At 32.3% G+C, this 20,431-nt stretch carries 22 protein-coding genes and 1 other RNA gene; 13 read left to right on the plus strand and 10 right to left on the minus strand.

Features of this window, described 5'->3' with window-relative positions:
* The 13 genes from NK213_RS12340 to NK213_RS12400 form a co-directional block, all read left to right on the plus strand.
* The coding region (locus NK213_RS12340) for a Gp138 family membrane-puncturing spike protein (RefSeq protein ID WP_253349591.1) at positions 1 to 555 on the plus strand (555 nt) is incomplete at its 5' end.
* Complete coding sequence (locus tag NK213_RS12345; protein WP_253349593.1) at positions 555 to 917, plus strand: hypothetical protein; 363 nt, start codon at positions 555 to 557, stop codon at positions 915 to 917. The genes NK213_RS12340 and NK213_RS12345, both read left to right, overlap by 1 nt.
* A 15-nt stretch (positions 918 to 932) precedes the next feature.
* Positions 933 to 2,108 carry a baseplate J/gp47 family protein gene (locus NK213_RS12350; protein WP_253349595.1) on the plus strand — a complete coding sequence of 392 codons (1,176 nt, stop codon included), beginning with the start codon at positions 933 to 935 and terminating at the stop codon, positions 2,106 to 2,108.
* Positions 2,101 to 2,754 carry a hypothetical protein gene (locus tag NK213_RS12355; protein ID WP_253349597.1) on the plus strand — a complete coding sequence of 218 codons (654 nt, stop codon included), beginning with the start codon at positions 2,101 to 2,103 and terminating at the stop codon, positions 2,752 to 2,754. The genes NK213_RS12350 and NK213_RS12355 overlap by 8 nt, the downstream gene beginning before the upstream one ends.
* Positions 2,741 to 3,955: a hypothetical protein gene (locus NK213_RS12360; RefSeq protein ID WP_253349599.1), complete on the plus strand. Its 1,215-nt coding sequence runs from the start codon at positions 2,741 to 2,743 to the stop codon at positions 3,953 to 3,955. The genes NK213_RS12355 and NK213_RS12360 overlap by 14 nt, the downstream gene beginning before the upstream one ends.
* Before the next feature lie 13 nt (positions 3,956 to 3,968).
* On the plus strand, positions 3,969 to 4,775 hold the full coding sequence (locus NK213_RS12365) for a hypothetical protein (RefSeq protein ID WP_253349601.1): 807 nt from the start codon (positions 3,969 to 3,971) through the stop codon (positions 4,773 to 4,775).
* Positions 4,776 to 4,795: 20 nt separating this feature from the next.
* Positions 4,796 to 5,632 carry a hypothetical protein gene (locus NK213_RS12370; protein ID WP_253349603.1) on the plus strand — a complete coding sequence of 279 codons (837 nt, stop codon included), beginning with the start codon at positions 4,796 to 4,798 and terminating at the stop codon, positions 5,630 to 5,632.
* A gap of 14 nt (positions 5,633 to 5,646) precedes the next feature.
* Positions 5,647 to 5,946, plus strand: a complete 300-nt coding sequence (locus tag NK213_RS12375) for a hypothetical protein (RefSeq protein WP_253349605.1) — start codon at positions 5,647 to 5,649, stop codon at positions 5,944 to 5,946.
* Positions 5,947 to 5,966: 20 nt separating this feature from the next.
* Complete coding sequence (locus NK213_RS12380) at positions 5,967 to 6,140, plus strand: hypothetical protein (RefSeq protein WP_253349607.1); 174 nt, start codon at positions 5,967 to 5,969, stop codon at positions 6,138 to 6,140.
* Between the two features lie 309 nt (positions 6,141 to 6,449).
* Entirely contained in the window at positions 6,450 to 7,133 is a 684-nt protein-coding gene (gene radC / locus NK213_RS12385; RefSeq protein ID WP_253349609.1) for a DNA repair protein RadC, read from the plus strand.
* A complete protein-coding gene (gene ricT, locus NK213_RS12390) occupies positions 7,130 to 7,636 on the plus strand; it encodes a PSP1 domain-containing protein (protein ID WP_253349611.1) in 507 nt (168 codons plus the stop codon). Before radC ends, ricT begins: the two co-directional genes overlap by 4 nt.
* Positions 7,599 to 8,522: a regulatory iron-sulfur-containing complex subunit RicT gene (locus NK213_RS12395; protein WP_253349612.1), complete on the plus strand. Its 924-nt coding sequence runs from the start codon at positions 7,599 to 7,601 to the stop codon at positions 8,520 to 8,522. The genes ricT and NK213_RS12395 overlap by 38 nt, the downstream gene beginning before the upstream one ends.
* Complete coding sequence (locus NK213_RS12400; protein ID WP_253349614.1) at positions 8,519 to 9,190, plus strand: tRNA1(Val) (adenine(37)-N6)-methyltransferase; 672 nt, start codon at positions 8,519 to 8,521, stop codon at positions 9,188 to 9,190. The genes NK213_RS12395 and NK213_RS12400 overlap by 4 nt, the downstream gene beginning before the upstream one ends.
* A 17-nt stretch (positions 9,191 to 9,207) precedes the next feature.
* Here the strand turns inward: NK213_RS12400 and NK213_RS12405 are convergent, their stop codons facing one another.
* From NK213_RS12405 to rpoC, 10 genes are all read right to left on the minus strand, one after another.
* A complete protein-coding gene (locus NK213_RS12405) occupies positions 9,208 to 9,723 on the minus strand; it encodes a GNAT family N-acetyltransferase (RefSeq protein ID WP_253349616.1) in 516 nt (171 codons plus the stop codon).
* 25 nt (positions 9,724 to 9,748) lie between these two features.
* Positions 9,749 to 10,085: RNase P RNA component class A (gene rnpB / locus NK213_RS12410), an RNA gene on the minus strand.
* A 476-nt stretch (positions 10,086 to 10,561) separates the two neighbouring features.
* Positions 10,562 to 11,338, minus strand: a complete 777-nt coding sequence (locus tag NK213_RS12415) for a Nif3-like dinuclear metal center hexameric protein (protein ID WP_253349618.1) — start codon at positions 11,336 to 11,338, stop codon at positions 10,562 to 10,564.
* A 13-nt stretch (positions 11,339 to 11,351) separates the two neighbouring features.
* Entirely contained in the window at positions 11,352 to 12,281 is a 930-nt protein-coding gene (locus NK213_RS12420) for a sigma-70 family RNA polymerase sigma factor (protein WP_253349620.1), read from the minus strand.
* A 126-nt stretch (positions 12,282 to 12,407) separates the two neighbouring features.
* Positions 12,408 to 13,571: an RNA polymerase sigma factor RpoD gene (rpoD, locus tag NK213_RS12425; protein ID WP_253349622.1), complete on the minus strand. Its 1,164-nt coding sequence runs from the start codon at positions 13,569 to 13,571 to the stop codon at positions 12,408 to 12,410.
* Complete coding sequence (gene dnaG, locus NK213_RS12430; protein WP_253349624.1) at positions 13,564 to 15,345, minus strand: DNA primase; 1,782 nt, start codon at positions 15,343 to 15,345, stop codon at positions 13,564 to 13,566. The genes rpoD and dnaG overlap by 8 nt, the downstream gene beginning before the upstream one ends.
* A gap of 85 nt (positions 15,346 to 15,430) precedes the next feature.
* Positions 15,431 to 15,604 carry a DNA-directed RNA polymerase subunit omega gene (gene rpoZ / locus NK213_RS12435; protein WP_253349626.1) on the minus strand — a complete coding sequence of 58 codons (174 nt, stop codon included), beginning with the start codon at positions 15,602 to 15,604 and terminating at the stop codon, positions 15,431 to 15,433.
* Positions 15,605 to 15,612: 8 nt separating this feature from the next.
* The gene (gmk, locus tag NK213_RS12440; protein ID WP_253349627.1) at positions 15,613 to 16,158 is read right to left on the minus strand and encodes a guanylate kinase; all 546 of its coding nucleotides are present in this window, start codon (positions 16,156 to 16,158) and stop codon (positions 15,613 to 15,615) included.
* A gap of 1 nt (position 16,159) precedes the next feature.
* Complete coding sequence (locus NK213_RS12445; RefSeq protein WP_012862372.1) at positions 16,160 to 16,399, minus strand: extracellular matrix/biofilm biosynthesis regulator RemA family protein; 240 nt, start codon at positions 16,397 to 16,399, stop codon at positions 16,160 to 16,162.
* Between the two features lie 61 nt (positions 16,400 to 16,460).
* Positions 16,461 to 20,414, minus strand: coding sequence for a DNA-directed RNA polymerase subunit beta' (gene rpoC / locus NK213_RS12450; protein ID WP_253349629.1), 3,954 nt, complete (start codon positions 20,412 to 20,414; stop codon positions 16,461 to 16,463).
* Between the last annotated feature and the right edge of the window lie 17 nt (positions 20,415 to 20,431).

The following is a 20,431-nucleotide window of genomic DNA, read 5'->3' on the forward strand; positions in this document are numbered from 1 at the left end:
CATAATAAAGTCCTCCTGTTTTTAGTTTATCATAAAAAGATTTTTTTATTTACAGACTTTTTATCACAGGCTCATATCTATGTTGATACTCCTAATATCTATACTATTCCCATTATGCCAATTTTTAATTCATCTTCTTTTTTTATAAATGCACCATATAAAATCGGTGATCTGGTTGTTGTAGCTTTTTGCCAGCACTCTCTCGAGGGAACAATTGATTCTGCGGAACAGGTAGAACCTGTTTCAAAAGATCGCTACTCTCTTGATGATGCGATTATTATCGGCAATATTACAGCACAATACACTGATCAGTATCCGGAAGATTTATCAATTATTCACAAGGAAAGTGGAAATTATATACGTTTTACTAAAGATGGAAATATAGAAATAGCTGGTAATACTAAAATAAATGGAAACTTAGAAGTCACTGGAACTGGAAATTTTGATGGATTACTAAACTCTTCTGAAGATGTTCAAAGTAACTCTATCAGTTTAGTTAATCACACTCATGGAAATGTTCAGTCTGGATCAAGTGATACGGGGGTGCCTAAATAATGAAAAGTAACGAAAGCTGGATTATGGATGATTTTGGAGATGTTACAATAAAAAAAAATATCATTTTAACAACTCCGGTACAAACAGTATCACAGCGTTTACAAAATAAAATTGCTCTTAATTATGGAGAATGGTTTTTACATAATCAGGAAGGAATAAACTGGTTTGGAAATGGTGATATTGAAGGAAATATTGGAAGAAAACTTACAGAATTAATTCTTGATTCACAAATACAAGAATATATCAAACAAGATAAAGATGTATCAAATATTCTAAAATATGAAACTAATCTTCAGGAAAATGGGAATTATCAGATAAATATAACCATTTATACTAAAGACAATGAAATAATAGAAATTTAAAAAGGAGGAGATATAATGGGGGCAATCACTCCTATCGGATATAAAAAAGAAACATTTTCAGAACATCTTGATAATATTGAAAAAAGATGGAAAGCTCGTTTGGAAGATGACCAATTTAGTTTTGACTTTAACACCCCTGAAGGGATTCATAATGAAGCCCTTACATATGAAATAACTTCTTTGGATGAACAACTGCTGGAATTATCCAATATGTTCAATATTGACGGCGCTAAGGGGATATTTTTAGATTATTTACAAAAACTTCTTCCTGTAGAACCAAGATATACAGGCAAAAAAGCAAATGGCTTAGTCATTATTGAATCTGGTACTTCACAAACAATTCCCAAAGATACAGTTATAAGAGCAGGAACTCTGGAATATAAAGTCATGGAAACTACAGTTATTAATCAAAATAGTAAAGAAGTGTATGTTATGGCTTCCGATACAGGTACAGAGTACAATATTCCTGAAAAAAGCATAACTAAAATTGACGGATTTCAGGTTTTGAATATTTACAACCCATATGCATTCACAAATGGAGAAGGCTTAGAAAGTGATTCAGATTTTAGATACAGACTTAAAAATGCCAAAAATAAAAGTGCAACTGCCACATATGATGCAATTAAAACCGCTCTTTTAGACCTTGATGTAGTTAATGATGTAATTATTCTGGATCCTAAAACTACTCCTGCTACTGCTAACGGTACTACAAAAATAATTGTGGACGGAACACCTGACAGAAAAATCGCAAAAGCAATTTTAGATACTCTGGCAGCAGGAATAAACACAATTGCAGATTCTGCTTTGGATTATCATACAGAAGAATTTCTAATCACTAAAAAGATCAAAACTGCTATTACTTACAATATCCTGAAATTTAAATCTTTAAAAATAAGAGTTGAAGTTCTTGAGGTAAACGGTGAAAAAGATAGTAGATGGACAAAGCCTATTCAGGATGAACTGATAAAATACTGTGATTCTCTCGGTCTTGGAGAACCAATGACATATAACGAACTTCATTCAGAGGTTAATGGTATAGATGAGATCAGATATGCCAAAGTATACGTTTTGGATAATTCTGATAATCCCAATGCAGATTATCAAATTTATAATCTGGAACATAAATTCGATATTCTTGATACACAGAAATATAAGTTAACCAGAAGTGATATTGAGGTAGTTTATGTATAGAGATGATAAGTTAAATGAAGTGCTGGAACGATTTCCGCACATGTATAATATAGACATCGGAAGCAACAATGAGTTTTTGATAAGTTCTATACTTGAAGAAATCAACAATCTGAATCAGGCCGTTTATGAACTTGCTTTAATGTTGAATGTTGATGAGGCAGAAGGTATCTGGCTTGACCGTCTTGGTAATATATTTGGTGTACACAGAGACTCCGGAGAAAATGATGATATATACAGAATCAGCATTTTACAATATTGGCTGATGGTAAGTAAAAATGCTACTTCCGAGGTTCTGATGAAATTTTTGTTTTACATAATTGAAGAAGAGGACCTCTATGTTTATAAAAAGCAAAATGGACTTATTCATATTATTATCAACAAAAACAAAGAAAAAGAATACAGACATCTCATTGAAAAAGTTTTGCTAAACATAAAAGCCGATGGTGTTAATTTCAATTTTGAGTTCAAACATAGAATTTTCAAGGAACATTTTGTTTGTGGAGCTACAATTTGCGGTTGTGATATGTTTAGAATTGAAAATGAAGAAATCTTTGTGGATAAACTTCTGGAAATTAAACGAAATGAAACAAATCTTACAGAATCTGGATATGACTCAGGAATGGAGGGAATAGATGGCGTATATTAAAAAAGTTCATGACTGGAAAGGTGAGAACCTAAGAACTTACAAAATAACTAATGCTTCTGATATAGAAGTTGATGCCAGTAAAATAGACTGGCTTGGTGAAAAGTATGCCGAACAGATCGGTACTACTCTTGATGAAACAATTATGAACAGTATTCAAAAGAATGGATGCTTTGTTGTCGGTTCTGAACATGATATTGTCAATGATACAGAATTTTATAATATCACAGGGTTTGACGGTATCAAAGAATTTGGAATCTTTGATAATTTGAATATAAAATTCAAAGTTGATGTTACTAATACAAAAGAAAAACCTTTTATTAAGCTAAATGGTAATCTTTATGAACTTGTGAGAAGAAATGGGCAGGATTTGGTGTCGCTTTTCAAAAATGAATTAGTGAAAAATCATGTATATAATGCTGTTTTCAGAGAAAATAAATTTATTGTGGAAAATGCTTCACTATTGGCTCAAGAAGAAACAACTGGTCTTATAAATATTAAAACTATTAAAAATCTGATAAAAACTGAAGTTCCTGATGCTACTGAAACTACAAAGGGAATTAGTTCCTATACTAACATTATTGATTATATTGACAGTAAATTCAGCAGATTTTTCACTAAAATTTTTCCTGTTGGCACTATTTATACTACTGTTAATAAGGACTTTGACCCGAATATAACACTTGGTGGTACTTGGGAAAGATATGCCAAAGGGCGGACTTTAATTGGTGTTGACACAAATGATGTCAGCTTTAATGCAGGTGAAAAAACAGGTGGTGCTCAGACTACTACTTTAGGTGTGGGAAATTTACCTTCTCATAATCATAATGTTCAAGGGGCTACAGATGCTCAGGGGAATCATTATCATATTGTTAATGATCACTCACATTATGTCCCGCCGCATACACACAATTTGAAAACATCCTCTGGAAGCAGTGTTGGTCCAGAAGCAAATATTGCTGATGATGCTTTTCGATGGTCTCAACCTAATTTAGCTCCATGGAATTGGGTTACTGAGGCTTGGCAATTTCCATGGACTTATCCAAGTGGAGATTGCTGGACCCACGGCTCTGCCCCAGGAACAAACTGGGCAGGCCAGCACAATCACTGGTTCAACGTAACTTCCGGTACAACAGGAAGCAATCAGGCATTCTCAAATCTAAATCCATATATAACAGTATATTTCTGGAAAAGAACTAAATAAAAGGCGGTGAATAATGAATAAAATAATCTTAGCTAAAAACAGAAAAGTTGAATTTCCTAAAAGAATAAAACTTACTGAACCTGATACTCTCGAAAATTACATTTATGATCTGGAATTTGATCCGGGTCTTGTCACAGAACCAGGAACAAACATTGACGCTAACCTTGTTAACCTTCTCCAAAAAAATTCATTTATAGATGTAAAGTGCAACACTATTTCCGAAACAGAAATAAATTCTAACCTTGAATCTGAATTGGAAGGAATCACTGAATTTACAATTTTTCAAGGAATGAAAATAATTTTGGTCTTAGAAACTGCCAGCAGCTTTAATAAACCAATACAACTGAAATTCAAGGATACTGAAGATGAAACATCTGAAATTCCAGTAAAAATTTATAATAACGGAGCTTTGGAAAATGTCAATAATCTTCCTGTCGGAATATATCAAATGATCTACATTAACGGAGCTTTTATACTTATATCCGATACTTCTTCAGGCGGCGGCAGTTCAAGCGATCTTTTATATGATGAGGATGTTACCTTTGAATCACAGAATCAAATGGGTACAGTTGAAACCGAAATATATATTCCTAATAAATACACTTTTATCAATATTATCGTTCATCAATTTAATGGAAAAAGAGGAAATATATTTTCAAGAGAGCTTTTAGAAAGTCAGGATGGTCAATTCTTTAATTTACTTCCATTCGGATACGATGACTTTACAGTTAGCGTAAATACTAAAAATAATTATTTAGTTTTACAGTCTTACTATGCTCTCAGTACCATCACTCATCTAAAAATAGAAGGAATAAAGTAAAATAGAAAAGGTGGAAAACAATGAATAAATTAATTTTAGCTAAAAACAGGAAAGTAGAATTTCCACGAAGAATAAAACTTACTGAACCAGACACATTAAATAATTACACATACGATCTGGAATTTGATCCCGGTCTCATTACAGAGCCCGGAACAAATATTGATGCTGACCTTATAAATCTTTTACAAAAAAATACAATACTGGATTTGAAATGTGAAAAAACAGAAACCACTGAGGTAAATACAAATCTGGAAATAGAAATTGAAGGGATAAATGAATTTTCTGTATTTCAGGGAATGAAGATAATTCTCCTTATGAAAACTGATTCCTCTTTTGAAAAGCCGCTGCAGCTAAAATTTATGGATAACAGTGAAGAAAATGGAGAATACCCTGTAAAAATCTATAATAACGGAACACTTGAAACTCTGAATAATATGCCAAAAGGAATTTACCAGTTCATTTTCATAGATGATTCATTTATAGTTATTTCTTCAGGTGCCGGGAAACAAGAAGAAGAAAATACCAGAGAAATCTTGTGGCAGGGTAAAAAGACACTTGCAAACGGGGATTTTATAAACTGTACTCTTGAGGATATTCTTCCGCCTGTACATTCAAAAAATTATACATTAATAATTAATATTACACATACTAACGGGCTTAATACAGATATTATGGTTCCATCTGCAGGACTTCTTTTTGGAGGATTTAATATTACAATTCCTAATATTATGCAAGGTCAGATCGCTTATATTCTTGCTACAGTGAAGAGAACTAACAATAGCTTGGTTTTAAGCGGGTCAAAATATACTGTTCAGCCAACTTCATACTATATAAATCAAGTTACATTAATAAAGTAATAAAAGGGGGATTTATGATTAATATAATAAATATCACAATAGTAATAGTCATTTTAGCAGGGGCCTTTCTCCTGTTCAAATACAAAAAATTGGAAACTCTTGCTGTTCTTGCTGCTTTGAAGGCAGAAGGAATAAGCATGATTTCAGGTTCCAAAAAACTTGAATACGCAGTTGACTGGCTTTACAGCCAAAAACTGTTCAAAGATACTTTTTTATCATTGATTCCAAGAAATTTCACAAAATGGATTGTTAATTTCGTCTTTAATCACAAAAAACTTCTTATTGAAAAAGAAAACAGAGCCAAAAAAATCTGATACATCAAAGGAGGAAACAAATGGAAATAACTAAATTAGCCGATTTTGGAATAATCGGAATTGTACTCAGTTATTTTATCTGGAAAGATATGAAGACTTTTGATACTTTCAAAGAATCGATGCGGGAAATAGTGAATGAATTGAAAGCCTTGAATTCACGCATTGAAAAACTGGAGGATGATTACAAAGAGTAATTTTTAATAAAACACTTTTGATTAACCGGCATTTTCTGAAGATTTGCCGGTTTTCTTATACTTATTTTTCACAAATCCTATATATTTTAAAGCGTATAATATTAATAATAAAAGAAATTCTTTATAATTTTTTACATCCCACTTTTCTATTCAAGATAAACCTGTTTATATTTATCAGAGTTTTTTTCATTCCCCTGCCTACCAATAGATCGTTTATTCTACGACCATCAAATTATTTATTGCTTGTTATATTGAATTTTTATGGTATAATGTAAATGTCAAATTAATTATTTGAACTGGGGGGATCAAATGATAGATAAGCAAATGGTTTCAGGTCATCGGGAACGATTGAGAAATAGGTATTTGAAATCAGGAATAAACGGATTACAGGATTATGAAATAATCGAATTACTGCTTACATATACGATTTTAAGAAAAGATTGTAAAAGTATTGCAAAACAGCTTTTGCTTAAGTATAAAAATATAAGTAACTTTTTTACTTTAGATAAAAATGAGTTTATTTCAAATAGAGATGTTTCAGAAAGAACATATGTTCTGTTTAAGTTAATCGGTGATATTATCGAAAAGGAACTGTATAATGATATTTCTATCCAGAAGATAAAATTATCCAGTAATAAAAAGCTTATACAGTATCTGAAATATAATCTTGGTTCTAAAAAAATTGAAATTTTTAAGGTTCTTTTTCTGAACACACAAAATGAACTGATCAAAGATGAAAATCTTTTTTATGGAACACTTGATAAAAGTGCTGTACATCCCAGAGAATTAATCAAAAAAGTTTTGGAGAATGATGCCAAGTCGGTTATCCTTGTGCATAACCATCCATCCGGCGCTCTAAAGCCCTCTGAATCTGATATTCTTATTACCTCAAAACTAAAGCATTTATTGGAAAAGCTGGAGATTAAGCTATTAGACCATATAATAGTCAGCCCTAAAGGCTATTTCAGTTTTTTAGAAGGAGGCATACTATGAAATTAATAAATGTGAAATTTAGAAAAACTAAAAAAGTTTATCTGTTCAAAATTGATGACTCTAATGATTATAGAAAAGGGGATACTGTAATTGTAGAAACTGCAAGAGGTGACCAGATCGGCATTATTATTAATGATGATGATAATGTCATAGAAAGTGACGACGATGAATTAAAAGTAAGAGGAATAAAGAGAAAGCTTACCAATGAAGAAATTGCCAAATTAGAAATTCTTGACCAAAGAGCCGATGAAGCCTATTTTGTCTGTAAAAAGATAGTTAAAGAAATTCTGCCTGAAATGAATCTTGTCATTGGAGAGTATACTTTTGATGAAAGTAAGTTAATTTTCTATTTCACTGCTGAAGGAAGACTTGATTTTAGAGAACTTGTAAAAGCAGTAAATAAAGAATTTAAAAAAAGAGTTGAGTTTTATCAAATAAAACCAAGCGATGAAGGGAGAATCCTAAGTGCTTTCGGAAAATATGGAAAAGAGCTTTATTGGTGATCACAATATTGACGTGCGTGTCATAAATTTGTATTTTGAAGCAGTGCAAAAAAGATATGATTTTGAAATAAATGACAGCCTTAATCCTGTTTTGGGGGAATTCTGCATTGTTGAGACTGCAAGAGGACTGGAAATGGGAAAGGTCTATACCAAAGCATCATACGTCAAATCTGATACTATTTCAGTGCCGCTGAAAAAAGTTATCAGAATTGCTACTGACAAAGATATGGAAAAGTATAATGACCTGAAAGCTGAAGCTGTAAAAGCCAGCTATGTCTTAAAAAATAAAATTAAAAAGTTTAATCTCAATATGAAATCTATTGAGACTGAGTTTACATTTGACAGAAAAAAACTGATATTTTATTTTGCTTCTGAAGATCGTGTAGATTTCAGAGAACTTGTGAAAGAACTTGCCAGTATTTTCAAACTTAGAATAGAATTACGACAGATTGGTGTACGTGATCAGGCGAAACTTATCGGAGACTGCGGAGTTTGCGGGAAGCCTTTGTGTTGTAAGGCATTTATTAATAAATTTGATTCTGTTACCATAAAGATGGCCAGAGATCAAAGTGTTTCAGTCAGCCCCACTAAGATGTCGGGAATTTGCGGAAGATTAAAATGCTGCCTGAATTTTGAATACGATCAATATGCTGAAAAACAGAGATTTTTTCCTGAAATCGGACAGAATGTTTCTACTCCGGCAGGCAGAGGACACGTTATCAGTACTAATGTTCTAAATGATTTTTTATTTGTTAATGTTCCTGAAAAAGGAGTTATGAAATTTGAAATCAATGAAATTACTTTTAACCGTGAGGAAAAAGAAAAAATACTTAAAGAAATTGAAAAGCAGCACATTGAATTATCTGAAATTAAGGACGAACAATGATTCTGAATAATAATGAATATATAGAATTTCTTGAAAGCAGCGGACAGAAAATTATAGTTAATAACAATTTATTTAAAATTACGAATGATCCGCTTCTTCTTGCAGATTTTTGCAGAGAAAATATAAAAAAGAACGGAACACTTCTTGATATAGGGGCGGGTAATGGTATCCTCCCCTTATTATTAGCCCAAAATATCCATTTGAGCAAAATATTTGCCGTAGAGATACAAAAGGACAGCTTTGACTGTTTAAAGAGAAATATAGCCATTAATTCCCTTTCTGATAAAATCATTCCTTATCACACAGATATTAACGATTTTTTTCCGGACAGTGAATTTGATTATATTATTTCTAATCCTCCTTATTATAGGAAAAATTCCGGTACTTTATCGCAAAATGAAGAAATTTCCATTGCAAAATTTGAAGTAAAAATGACTTTGGATAATTTAGTTTTAAATATAAAAAGACTTTTAAAAAATCACGGTTTTTTTTATATTATAATTATTCCCGGACGCTTAAATGACTTGATGAAAGCTATTTATGACAATAAACTCAATGTTTTGAAATTAAGATCAATTAAGTATAATAATAAAATAAAATTTATTCTTGTAGAAGGCAGAAAAGGAAGCAGACCCGGAGATACTGTAGTAGATACAGTTTCTCTTTAGGGCCTGCTTCCCTTTTATTATAAATATATTTCATATCTTAAATTTTTTATATTTTTTTCTTCCCATTTTATCTCATCTAAAAATACTCCTCCGTTTTTCTCAATGACTCTTTTAGAATTGATATTATTTCTGTTACATGTTATCAACAGTTTCCTATGCCCGTTTTCTTTTGCTATAGGTTTCAAAAGACCGAGCATTTCTGTTGCATAACCCTTTCCTCTTTCATCCGGAGCAATTATATATCCTACATTTCCTATATAGTGAAACAGTTCTTCTCCTGAATCTTTCCTAAGAGTAATCCTTCCCACTATCTTTCCGTCTTCTATTGCCCAGTAATTTTTCATTGGAATGATTATCTCGCCTTTTGGATATTCACTTATATAATCAAGATAATCCAAAAATTTTTGAAAATTAAATTTTAAAAAGGATAATTTAAAGGTATAAGAACTCTCTATTTCATTATTTCTTCTAATCTGCTTCACGAAATCTATATATTCTTTTTTATATTCAACACTAGGTTTTACCAGTTTCATTATACCTCACTTAAATTATGTTTTTTATAAAGGCTTTAGTATAAGCCGGATTTTGTTTCTGCTAATCATTTATCTAGGCTGACAATTAACTGCCAGCTCGAGCAAATTACCCTAAAGTCAGAGCGAGCAACTCCTTTTTAGACTTACTATTTATTCTTGCTTCAGGAGGGGTTTACCTAGCTGGTCAAATTTCTTAGACCACTGGTAGTCTCTTACACTACCTTTTCACCCTTACCGTAAACGGCGGTTTTTTTTCTGTGGCACTTTCCTTAAGATTACTCTCAGCAGCCGTTAGCTGCCTCCCTGCTCTGTGAAGTCCGGACTTTCCTCTTCCTTACGGAAGCGATTAGCCCTAAAGCCTTTATATACATATTTTACACCAAAACATAAAAAAATAAAAGTTATAATTGAAATTATATATATAATTAGAGAATTATTTTTGTTATTTTCTCCTAATTCTTTAGCAACTTCATATGAATACTCACTGTATTTTCCGTTTTCTATAAGATCCTTCGGTTTATTCACTGCTTTATCAAGAGATTCCTTTTTTATACTCAAATCATTTGACACATATAAATTTACTTCTGTTTCTCTGTTGTCTTTTTTTATAATCTCCAACAATATTGTATTTTTATTATCTTTTAAATTTATTATTTTTTTACTGAAGTCATATTCAAAAATAAAATTTATTCTGCTTTTATTTTCTATTTTCTTTATTTTCTTTTCAAATTCTTTTTCTGAATTTTTATCAAATATCCCTATATTATCTTTTATTTCGAAGGCACACAGATTTACACTTATTATTATAAATAAAATTATTCTTTTCATTTTTTTCCTTCTATACTATTTTAAATATTTGATTTTCTTTTGCCTGTATAATTTTTCCATTAAAAAATTCTGATAAATCTCTTTTTATTAATTCTGAAAAAATATTTTCACTTTCATAATGACCTATATCTATTAATGTAAGTCCTCCTTCAAGGGCATCCAGTGTTTCATGATGCTTCAAATCTCCCGTTATATACAGATCCACAGTCTTATCCACTTCTGGAATCAGAGAACCGCCGGCTCCGGTTAATATTGCTATTTTTTTAACTTTCTTTTTCTCCCCTGCAATTCTTATATTTTCCAAATTTAATTTTTCCTTTATCAATGTACATATCTCAGAAATACTCATTTCTTTTTTAAGTTCCAGGATACGCCCTAACCCGCTTTCAGGAATACTTTCATTTTTTATCCAAATGCTTTTTTCGCCGTTCAAATCTAACTTCTCCAGTATAAAATCATTAAGCCCGTCAGCAGCAGAATCTACATTTGTATGCATACTGTATACAGATATTTTCTTCTCTGCAAGTCGTAAAATTTTTTCTCCAAGTAATGTATCACTTGTTATCCGCTTGATTTCAGAAAATATCAAAGGATGATGTGAAATTATAAGCTCTGCTCTGTTTGCCACAGCCTGATCTATTACATCAGCTGTGACATCAAGACAAACTATTACCGCAGAAATATTACTCTCTTTTCTTCCTACTATCAAACCAGAATTATCCCATTTTTCAGCAAGTTCAGGATTATATTTTTTTTCCAGAAAATTCATTATATCTTCAAGTTTCATAATATTCTCCTTTTTAATTCAGATATTCCATGCTTTCTTCCATTTGTTCCTTATTCAGATTAAAAGCAAGTTTATTTAGGGCCTTTTCTCTTAGTACATTTATGTTACTCTCTTCTATATTTAATATTTTTGATATTTCTTTAGTTTTATAAAATTTACCGTCTAATCCATAATACATCATCAGAATTCTTTCATCTAAATAATTTAATTTTTTTGGAATATTGCTTAATACGTATTTTCTAGTCAAATGAGATACTTTCTCCACTATACTGTAGGAATTTTCCGGCATGTCATCCATTTTGGCAAACAGTTCCTGAAGAGCATTTAAATAGTTAAGCTCTATATTCATTTGCTTTGATATTTCTTCCAGACTTAGCCCGTTATTAATTTCCAGCTGCACTTTCAGATACAGAATATAAGCCAGTTCTGATGCTTTAAAATCTTTCAGTATTTTTTTCTGATATTCAAGAATATATTTTATGGCAAAATTCTTAAGCCAGAATTCTACATCACTTTCAGAATGCTTCAATTTTTCAATTCCGTTAATAACGCCTATTGTGGCTTCCTGTACCAGATCAAGGAATGAAAACCCCAGTTTTACATATTGCAGGCTCTCTCTTATCACTATTTTCAAATGTCTGTTTACCAGCTGATCTTTATCATTTTCATCAATTTCTTTTATTTTCATCTGTTTTACGTTATGATCCTTTATATCGTTTAGATATATTTCTATTGTCTCTTTTTCGGATATATCTGCATTTTCTTCATCTATTATTACGAAATCGTTATTTTCTAAAGAAACTCTGATTTCAGGAATATTTTCAGTATATAAAAAATTTACAATGGCTCCAAACTCTTCGTCTGAAAGATCATACTCCTGAAAGAGCTCTTCCATATTATAATTTTCGTTTCTCCGTATCGTATCCATTATGCTCTTTAACATTATATATCACATCCCATTGTTTTATTTATAAAATTATAGCATAAAATCATGCTTTTTAATAGTTTGTTAAACTATATTTTTATTTGTTCTATGTATTTAAAAAAGCTAATTTCATATAAATTGAAATCAGCTCCTGTAATCTTCTAATTTTTTCCTTCTGCTCGGATGTCTCAGTTTTCTCAATGCTTTTACTTCTATCTGCCTGATTCTCTCTCTTGTGACATTAAATATTTTTCCTACTTCCTCAAGAGTTTTTGGTGAACCATCGTCAAGACCATATCTGTATCTCAAAACCATTTCCTCACGTTCACTTAGTGTTTTTAATACTCCGTCCAGCTGTTCTTTCAGTAATACCCTTGTTGTTGCATCATACGGATTTAAAAACTTATCATCTTCCACAAAATCCCCAAGTTCACTGTCTTCTTCGCTTCCTACCGGAGTTTCCAGCGAAATAGGATCCTGATTCATTTCAAGTATGCTTTTTACTTTATCCACAGGTATTTCCAGCTTTTTCGCCAATTCTTCAGCTGTAGCTTCTTTTCCCGTTTCCTGAAGGATAATTCTGCTCTCTTTTTTAATTTTATTAATTGTCTCTATCATGTGAACCGGTATTCTTATTGTTCTTCCCTGATCGGCAATTGCTCTTGTAATAGCCTGTCTTATCCACCATGTAGCATATGTAGAAAACTTAAACCCTTTTTCATATTCAAATTTCTCCACGGCTTTCATTAATCCCATATTGCCTTCCTGGATCAGATCCAGCATTTTTAGACCTCTGTTTGTATGTTTTTTCGCAATACTTACCACCAGTCTCAAATTAGATTCTATAAGCTTCTGCTTAGCTTCTTCGTCATTTTCCAGAACTTTTTGTGCAAGGGATATTTCTTCTTCATATGTCAAAAGCGGTATCTGTCCGATCTCTCTCAGATACATCTTTATTGGCTCATCTACATCCATTATTTCAGCCAATTTTATTAAATCAGTGTGAAGTAGTTCGTTTACTTCTGTCTCGTCAATTTCTTCCTCGTTAAACTCCTCTTCCTCTATTTCAGGAATTTTTTCGGACTTTTTTGAAGAGTTACTGTCCATATAGTCTTTTTTCTCAGTAAGTGTATCCACTATACTGATTCCCTTATCCTCTATTCCACGAATTAACTGATCTATTTTTTCTACTGGGAAATCTTCCGGAATAACACTGTTTATTTCTTCATAGCTTATTACTCCGTCTTCCTTTGCCTGTTTCACAAGCTCTAGTAATTTATCTTTTAAATTCATATTTTTTTCAGACATGATCTGATTCTCCTCGGACATAAAGTTTAAATTTATTATATAATTCCTTGATCTCTTGTAAACTGTGAATATTTTTTAGTTCATGCTCTATCTGTTTCATATAGAAATAATTCTGGTCTTTTTTATGTATCTCTTTTTCCAGCTCTCTGTTAAACCAGTCTGTAAAAAGTATTTTGTAGTATTCATCTTCTTTCTCTATCTCCAGATCTGCTTCTCTTGAAAATTTAAAAATTAATTTTTTTTCTTCTTCGTCTATCTCTGAATTATCTAATATTTTTGTATTAAAGTCAATTTTTTTTAATTTTTTTAAAATTTCGATTATTATGAAACTCTTTATATCTTTTTTCTCAAACTCTTTATAATATTGAGGATACTTTAAAATTAACTTTAAAGTAGATACTTCCAATAAATCATAGTTCAACTTATTTTTTATCGAAATTTCTTCTTTTTTAAATTCCTTAGTTCTCGTTTTCTTATATTTTCCTGAATCTTTCTTCAGGATCTCTGCTTCAAGATTTTGCTTGCTTATCCCTAATTCTTCACTTAACTTATCCAGATAAATATCAATTTCAATACGATTCTGCAAATTAGCAAAAAATTCCTTAAATCTGTCTATAAATATTTTTTTTCCTTCTACTGTTTTTATATCAATATCATATGAAAACACTGAGAACATATATTCAAATATATCAACAGATTCTTTTAACAATTCTACGAATTTTTTTTTGTCATTTGACTGAAAGAATTCATCCGGATCCTTTATTCCTTTTGGGAAAAAAAGGCACTTAACATTGAATTCATGTTTTTTCAGAATATAAGAAGCTCTGAATAATGCATTTTTACCAGCTTCATCACTATCATAGGCTATGACAATATTGTTTGTGTATCTCTTTAGCAACTTTGCCTGTTCGTCTGTAAATGCAGTACCTAATGATGCTACAGCGTTCTCAAAGTCATTTTTATGTGCGGAAAGTACATCCATATAACCTTCCATTAATATTACAAAGCCTTTTTTTCTGATTTTTTCCCCTCTGCTGACCAGACCATAAACTTCACGGCTTTTATTAAACACTTTTGATTCTTGTGAGTTTATGTATTTAGCTGTATTGTCGCCGTCAAGGGCTCTCCCCCCGAAACCGACTATATTCTGATTTCTATTATAGATGGGAAATATAATCCTGTCACGAAATACATCAAAAAAGTTTCCTGTACTCGCTCTCTTTATCAAACCTAATTCTATCAGGTCTTCATTAGAATAGTCTTTATTTTTAAAATTTTCCAGCAGACTATCCCAGTTTTCAGGAGCATATCCTAATTTAAATCTTTTGATATCATTTTCGTTCAGGCCTCTTTTTTCCAAATAATTCAAGGCCTTTTTATTTTTAAAGATATTTTCTGAATAAAATTCCAGCGCACTTTGTAATATCATATGAAATTTTTGCAGTGAATTTTGCTGTTTTGCATCACCGCTTTTTCCGGAAAATCTGCTTTTGAACGGGATATTATATTTATTTGCCAGTTCTTCCACTGCTTCTCCGAAAGTCAGATTGTTTATTTTCATATAAAATGTTATTACATCTCCGCCTATTCCCGAACTGAAATCTTTAAAAATATTTTTTCCGGGACTTACTGTAAATGAAGGTGTTCTTTCTGGTTTAAATGGAGATAACCCTGTATAATTGGCTCCTGATTTTTTCAGATTCACATATTCGCTTATTACCTGTACAATGTCCAGTTTATTTATAAATTCCTGTATTTCATTATCTTCAGACATAATCTTCTCCAATTATTTTATCCATCTATACAATTATATTTTATAATTTTAAATAGTCAAGTCTATTTTTAAAATTATTTTACAATTATACTTTTACTTTCTCTTCAAGTATCTCTTCAAATACCTCATCCATTATTTTTGATTTTTCTTCACCTTTTAAAAATAGCTCTCTTGCTGCTTTTCCTGCCACTATGGCAAGCTCATATTTATTTGGAATTTTATTTAATAACTCATCCACTGTTATATGTCTTTTTTTCATTTTTCCTCCTATTGATTAATAATATCTACTAATTCTTGAAATGACTGATCTATGCTTTTATTTATAATAGAATAATCATAATCTTTTTCATATTCCATCTCTTTTAGAGCATTTTCCAGTCTCTTTTGTATCACTTCTTCTGAATCAGATCCTCGATTTCTTAGCCTTTCTTCCAGTTCTTTATCATTAGGAGCTTTAAAAAAAACTAATACAGCACTTGGGTCTTTTTTCTTTACTGTCAAGCCACCCTGAACATCAATTTCCAAAAGAACAGTATTACCGTCTTCTCTTTTCTTTTCTACCTCAGATTTCAAAGTACCATAGTAATTATCATGAACTTTTGCCCATTCAAAGAACTTATCCTCTTCCACTTTTTTCATAAATTCTTCTTCTGATAAAAAATAATAATCTTTTCCGTCTGTTTCATCCTGTCTTGGTTTTCTTGTTGTTGCTGATATTGTCAAAGGTATATTTAATTTATCTCTTGCTATTTTTGTAACTGTTGATTTACCCGCTCCGCTTGGGCCTGATACTACTATTAGTTTCCCCTTCATTTCATTCTCCTTTTTCTATCCTTAAGAGTAATGTTTCTACATTAATGGCTGATAAAATAATGTGACCGCTGTCCATTATTAAAATAGCCCTTGTTCGTCTTCCTGAAGTAGCATCTATTAACATTTCTCTTTCTTTTGCTTCTTCTCTTAATCTTTTGCTCGGAGCAGAATCCGGACTGATAATTCCAACTATTCGGCTGTCTATTACGATATTATTAAATCCTATATTTATAGGTTTCATAACGCCTCCAATGGCTTATTATTCAGGGAAAGAGCATATCTGCCCTTTCCCGTAAATTATTTTAACTATTATTTTCTTCTGATACCGGATCAGCTAAAAGCATTTTTCTATACTCTTTAAATCCTGTACCACCTGGAATTTTTTTACCGATGATTACGTTCTCTTTTAGTCCTTCAAGTCTATCTACTTTACCTTCTATTGCTGCATTTGCAAGAACTTTTGTAGTTTCCTGGAATGATGAAGCCGATATAAAGCTTTCTGTATTTACCGCAGCTTTTGTAATTCCCTGAATAACAGGTTCATATGTAGCTATCTTTTTGTCTTCTGTGATAAGTTCGTTATTCTCTTTATCTACAATCTTTTTATCCACTAATTCATCTTCCAGATACAAAGAGTCTCCCGAATCTTTGATTTTTACTTTTTGGAACATCTGTTTTACTATTATTTCGATATGCTTATCATTTACCGAAACTCCCTGTTCCCTGTACACTTGCTGTACTGATTCCAGGATAAACTGCTGAGCTTCAATAAGACCTTTTATTTTCAGTATATCATGCGGTGAAACCGGTCCGTCTGTTAGTTTTGTCCCTTTGTCTATAAGCATTTCATTAGTTACCACTAAGTGTTCCCCTACTGGTACTGTGTATTCTTTTATTGTTTTTCCAGTTTCAGGACTTACTATTAATATAAGTCTCATACCCTTCTTCTTTTTATCAGATATAAGTACACGTCCTGCTACTTCTGATAAAACAGCTTTTCCTTTAGGATTTCTAGCTTCGAATAATTCCTGAACTCTCGGAAGACCACTGGTAATATCTTTTGTTCCTTCTCCGGACTTAATTATTTTTGAAATAATCTGTCCTTTTTTTACTTTGTCTCCCTCTTTTACCATTAAATATGCTCCATAAGGAATACTGTATTCATCCAGCTTTTTCCCTTTTTCATAAATAACGATTCTTGGGTTCACGTCTCCGCTTTCTACCGGCTTTATAGCCATTCTTTCAGTAACATTATATTTATGATCTATATTTTCTCTTACATAAAGATCTCTGAATTCTACTTTTCCTGACTCATTACTTATTATCGGTATATGATAAGGATCAAATTCTACCAGTATCTGGTCTTTTTCTACTTTATCTCCTTCTTTTACCTTTAATAATGATCCTGACGGAATTTCATATTTTTGTTTGTCTATTACTATTTTTGAGTTCTGAGCAACAACTATTTCTTCCCCAGCCTCATTTTCCAGTATTTTTACATCTTTAAACTTAACTTTACCTGCTGAATCTGTTTTTATATTCGTCTGTACTGCTGCAGCCTGTGCTACCCCTCCTGTATGGAAAGTTCTCATTGTCAGCTGTGTTCCCGGCTCACCGATTGACTGCGCCGCGATAACTCCCACTGCCTCACCTTTAAGAATTTCTTTATGGTTAGACAGATCCAGTCCGTAACATTTTTGACATACTCCTTTTTCCAATGCACATGTAAGAGGTGTTCTGATTTTCACGGCTTTGATTTCATACTCGCTGATTTTCTTGATCAGATCTTTACCTATAAGTTCGTTTCTTTCAGCAATTACTTCACCTTCATGAACGATATCTTCTGCAAGAGTTCTTCCATAAATTCTTTCATCAAGTTTTTCTATAACATTACCGCCGTCAACCAGATCAGAAACTATTATTCCTTCATGAGTCTGACAATCATGTTCATTTATGATAACATCATGTGAAATGTCAACCAGTCTTCTTGTAAGATATCCTGACTCAGCGGTTCTTAACGCCGTATCCGCCAGTCCTTTTCTGGCACCGTGTGATGACATGAAGAATTCCAGTATATTCAGACCTTCTCTAAAGTTCGCCTTAATAGGTACCTCCATGATTCTTCCTTGTGTATCCGCCATTAGTCCACGCATTCCACCAAGCTGTCTCATCTGTGCTATACTACCTCTGGCTCCTGAGTTCGCCATCATATAAACCGGATTAAATTCATCAAGATTGTCCATCATTTCCTTAGTTACGTCATCTACTGCTCTTGACCATATTGCTACTGTTTTTCTGTATCTTTCCTCATCTATTATAGTACCCTTTTTATACTGTTCTTCCACTTCTGCTACTTCTTTTTCAGCACTTTCCAAAATAGATTTTTTTGTATCAGGTATTTCCAGATCTTCTATTCCAACTGTTATTCCAGCAGATGTCGCATAATGGAATCCGAAATTCTTAATTTTATCAATTAAGTCAGAAGTCTTTTCAAAACCGTATAATTCATATAATTCTGCTATTAATTTACCTAATGCACCTTTTCCGAACGTTTTATCATATTCTCTGACTTCTTTTGGAAGCATTGTATTAAATAAAAGTCTTCCTGGTGTTGTTTCTATCATTTCACCGTCTATTCTTACTTTTACCAGAGCGTGTGTTCCCACTTGCTTATTCTGGTATGCAGTTATCAGCTGGTTCTTATTAGAGAATAATTTACCTTCTCCTCTTTCCCCTCTTCTCTCTTTTGTCATATAATAACATCCCATAACCATATCCTGTGAAGGAACCGCTATAGGTTTACCGCTTGAAGGAGCAATTATGTTATTTGTAGCCAGCATAAGAAGTCTTGCTTCCATCTGGGCCTCAGGCGACAACACTAAGTGTACCGCCATCTGGTCACCGTCAAAATCCGCGTTAAATGCAGAACATACCAGCGGGTGAAGTCTTATTGCTTTTCCTTCTATAAGAGTAGGCTGAAACGCTTGTATTGATAATCTGTGTAATGTAGGGGCTCTGTTTAACAGAACCGGATGATTTTTGATGATTTCTTCTATTAGTTCCCATACATAGTCATCTTCTTCTTCTACCATCTTTTTAGCTATTTTTATATTAGAAGCTATTTCTCTTTTTACAAGTTCTCTCATCAAAAACGGCTTATAAAGCTCAAGAGCCATTTTTTTCGGAAGTCCGCACTGATATATTTTCAGATTAGGTCCTACGACGATAACCGATCTTCCTGAGTAATCTACCCGTTTTCCAAGAAGGTTTTGTCTGAATCTTCCGTTTTTACCTTTAAGCATATCAGAAAGAGATTTAAGTTCTCTGTTATTTTGTGTAACAACCGGCTTTCCTCTTCTTCCGTTATCTATTAAGGCATCTACCGCTTCCTGAAGCATTCTTTTTTCATTTTTTATAACTATTTCAGGAGCATTTATTGATATTAATTTTTTCAATCTTGTATTTCTGTTTATAACTCTTCTGTAAAGATCATTAAGATCACTTGTTGCGAATCTTCCACCATCAAGCTGAACCATTGGTCTTATATCAGCAGGAATTACAGGCAGTACAGTAAGAATCATCCATTCCGGTCTGTTTTCCGAAATGATGAAATCTCTTACTATTTTTAGTCTTTTTACTACTTTTTTTCTCTTCTGGCTTGACTGTGAAACTTCAAGTTCATTTTTCAGTTCTTCTTCAAGCTGTACAAGATTTATTTCTTCCAATAGTTTTATAATACCTTCTGCACCCATTTTAGCTTCAAATTTTTCACCAAACTGGCTTTTATAAAGTCTGTACTCTCTGTCTGTAAGTATTACGCCTTTTTCAAGGTTAGTTTCTCCCGGTTCTGTTACTACATATCTTGCGAAATACAGTACTGATTCCAGTTCTTTTGTACTAAGTCCCAAAAGAAGACTCATTTTATTGGGCGTTCCTTTTGAATACCATATGTGCGCCACAGGAGCTGCTAAATCTATATGACCCATTCTTTCACGTCTTACTTTTGAAGTAGTTACTTCCACTCCGCACTTTTCACATTTTATGCCTTTGTATCTCATACGTTTGTATTTTCCACACGCACATTCAAAATCTTTAGCTGGACCAAATATTCTCTCGCAGAATAAACCGTCCATTTCAGGTTTCAATGTCCTGTAGTTTATTGTTTCAGCTTTTTTCACCTCACCATAAGACCATTCTCTGATCTTATCAGGTGAAGCAAGCTTTATCTGTATACTATCAAAATCTCTTATACTCATTAACAAGAGCCTCCTCA

The sequence above is a fragment of the Sebaldella sp. S0638 genome (genome assembly GCF_024158605.1).
GTDB lineage: Bacteria > Fusobacteriota > Fusobacteriia > Fusobacteriales > Leptotrichiaceae > Sebaldella.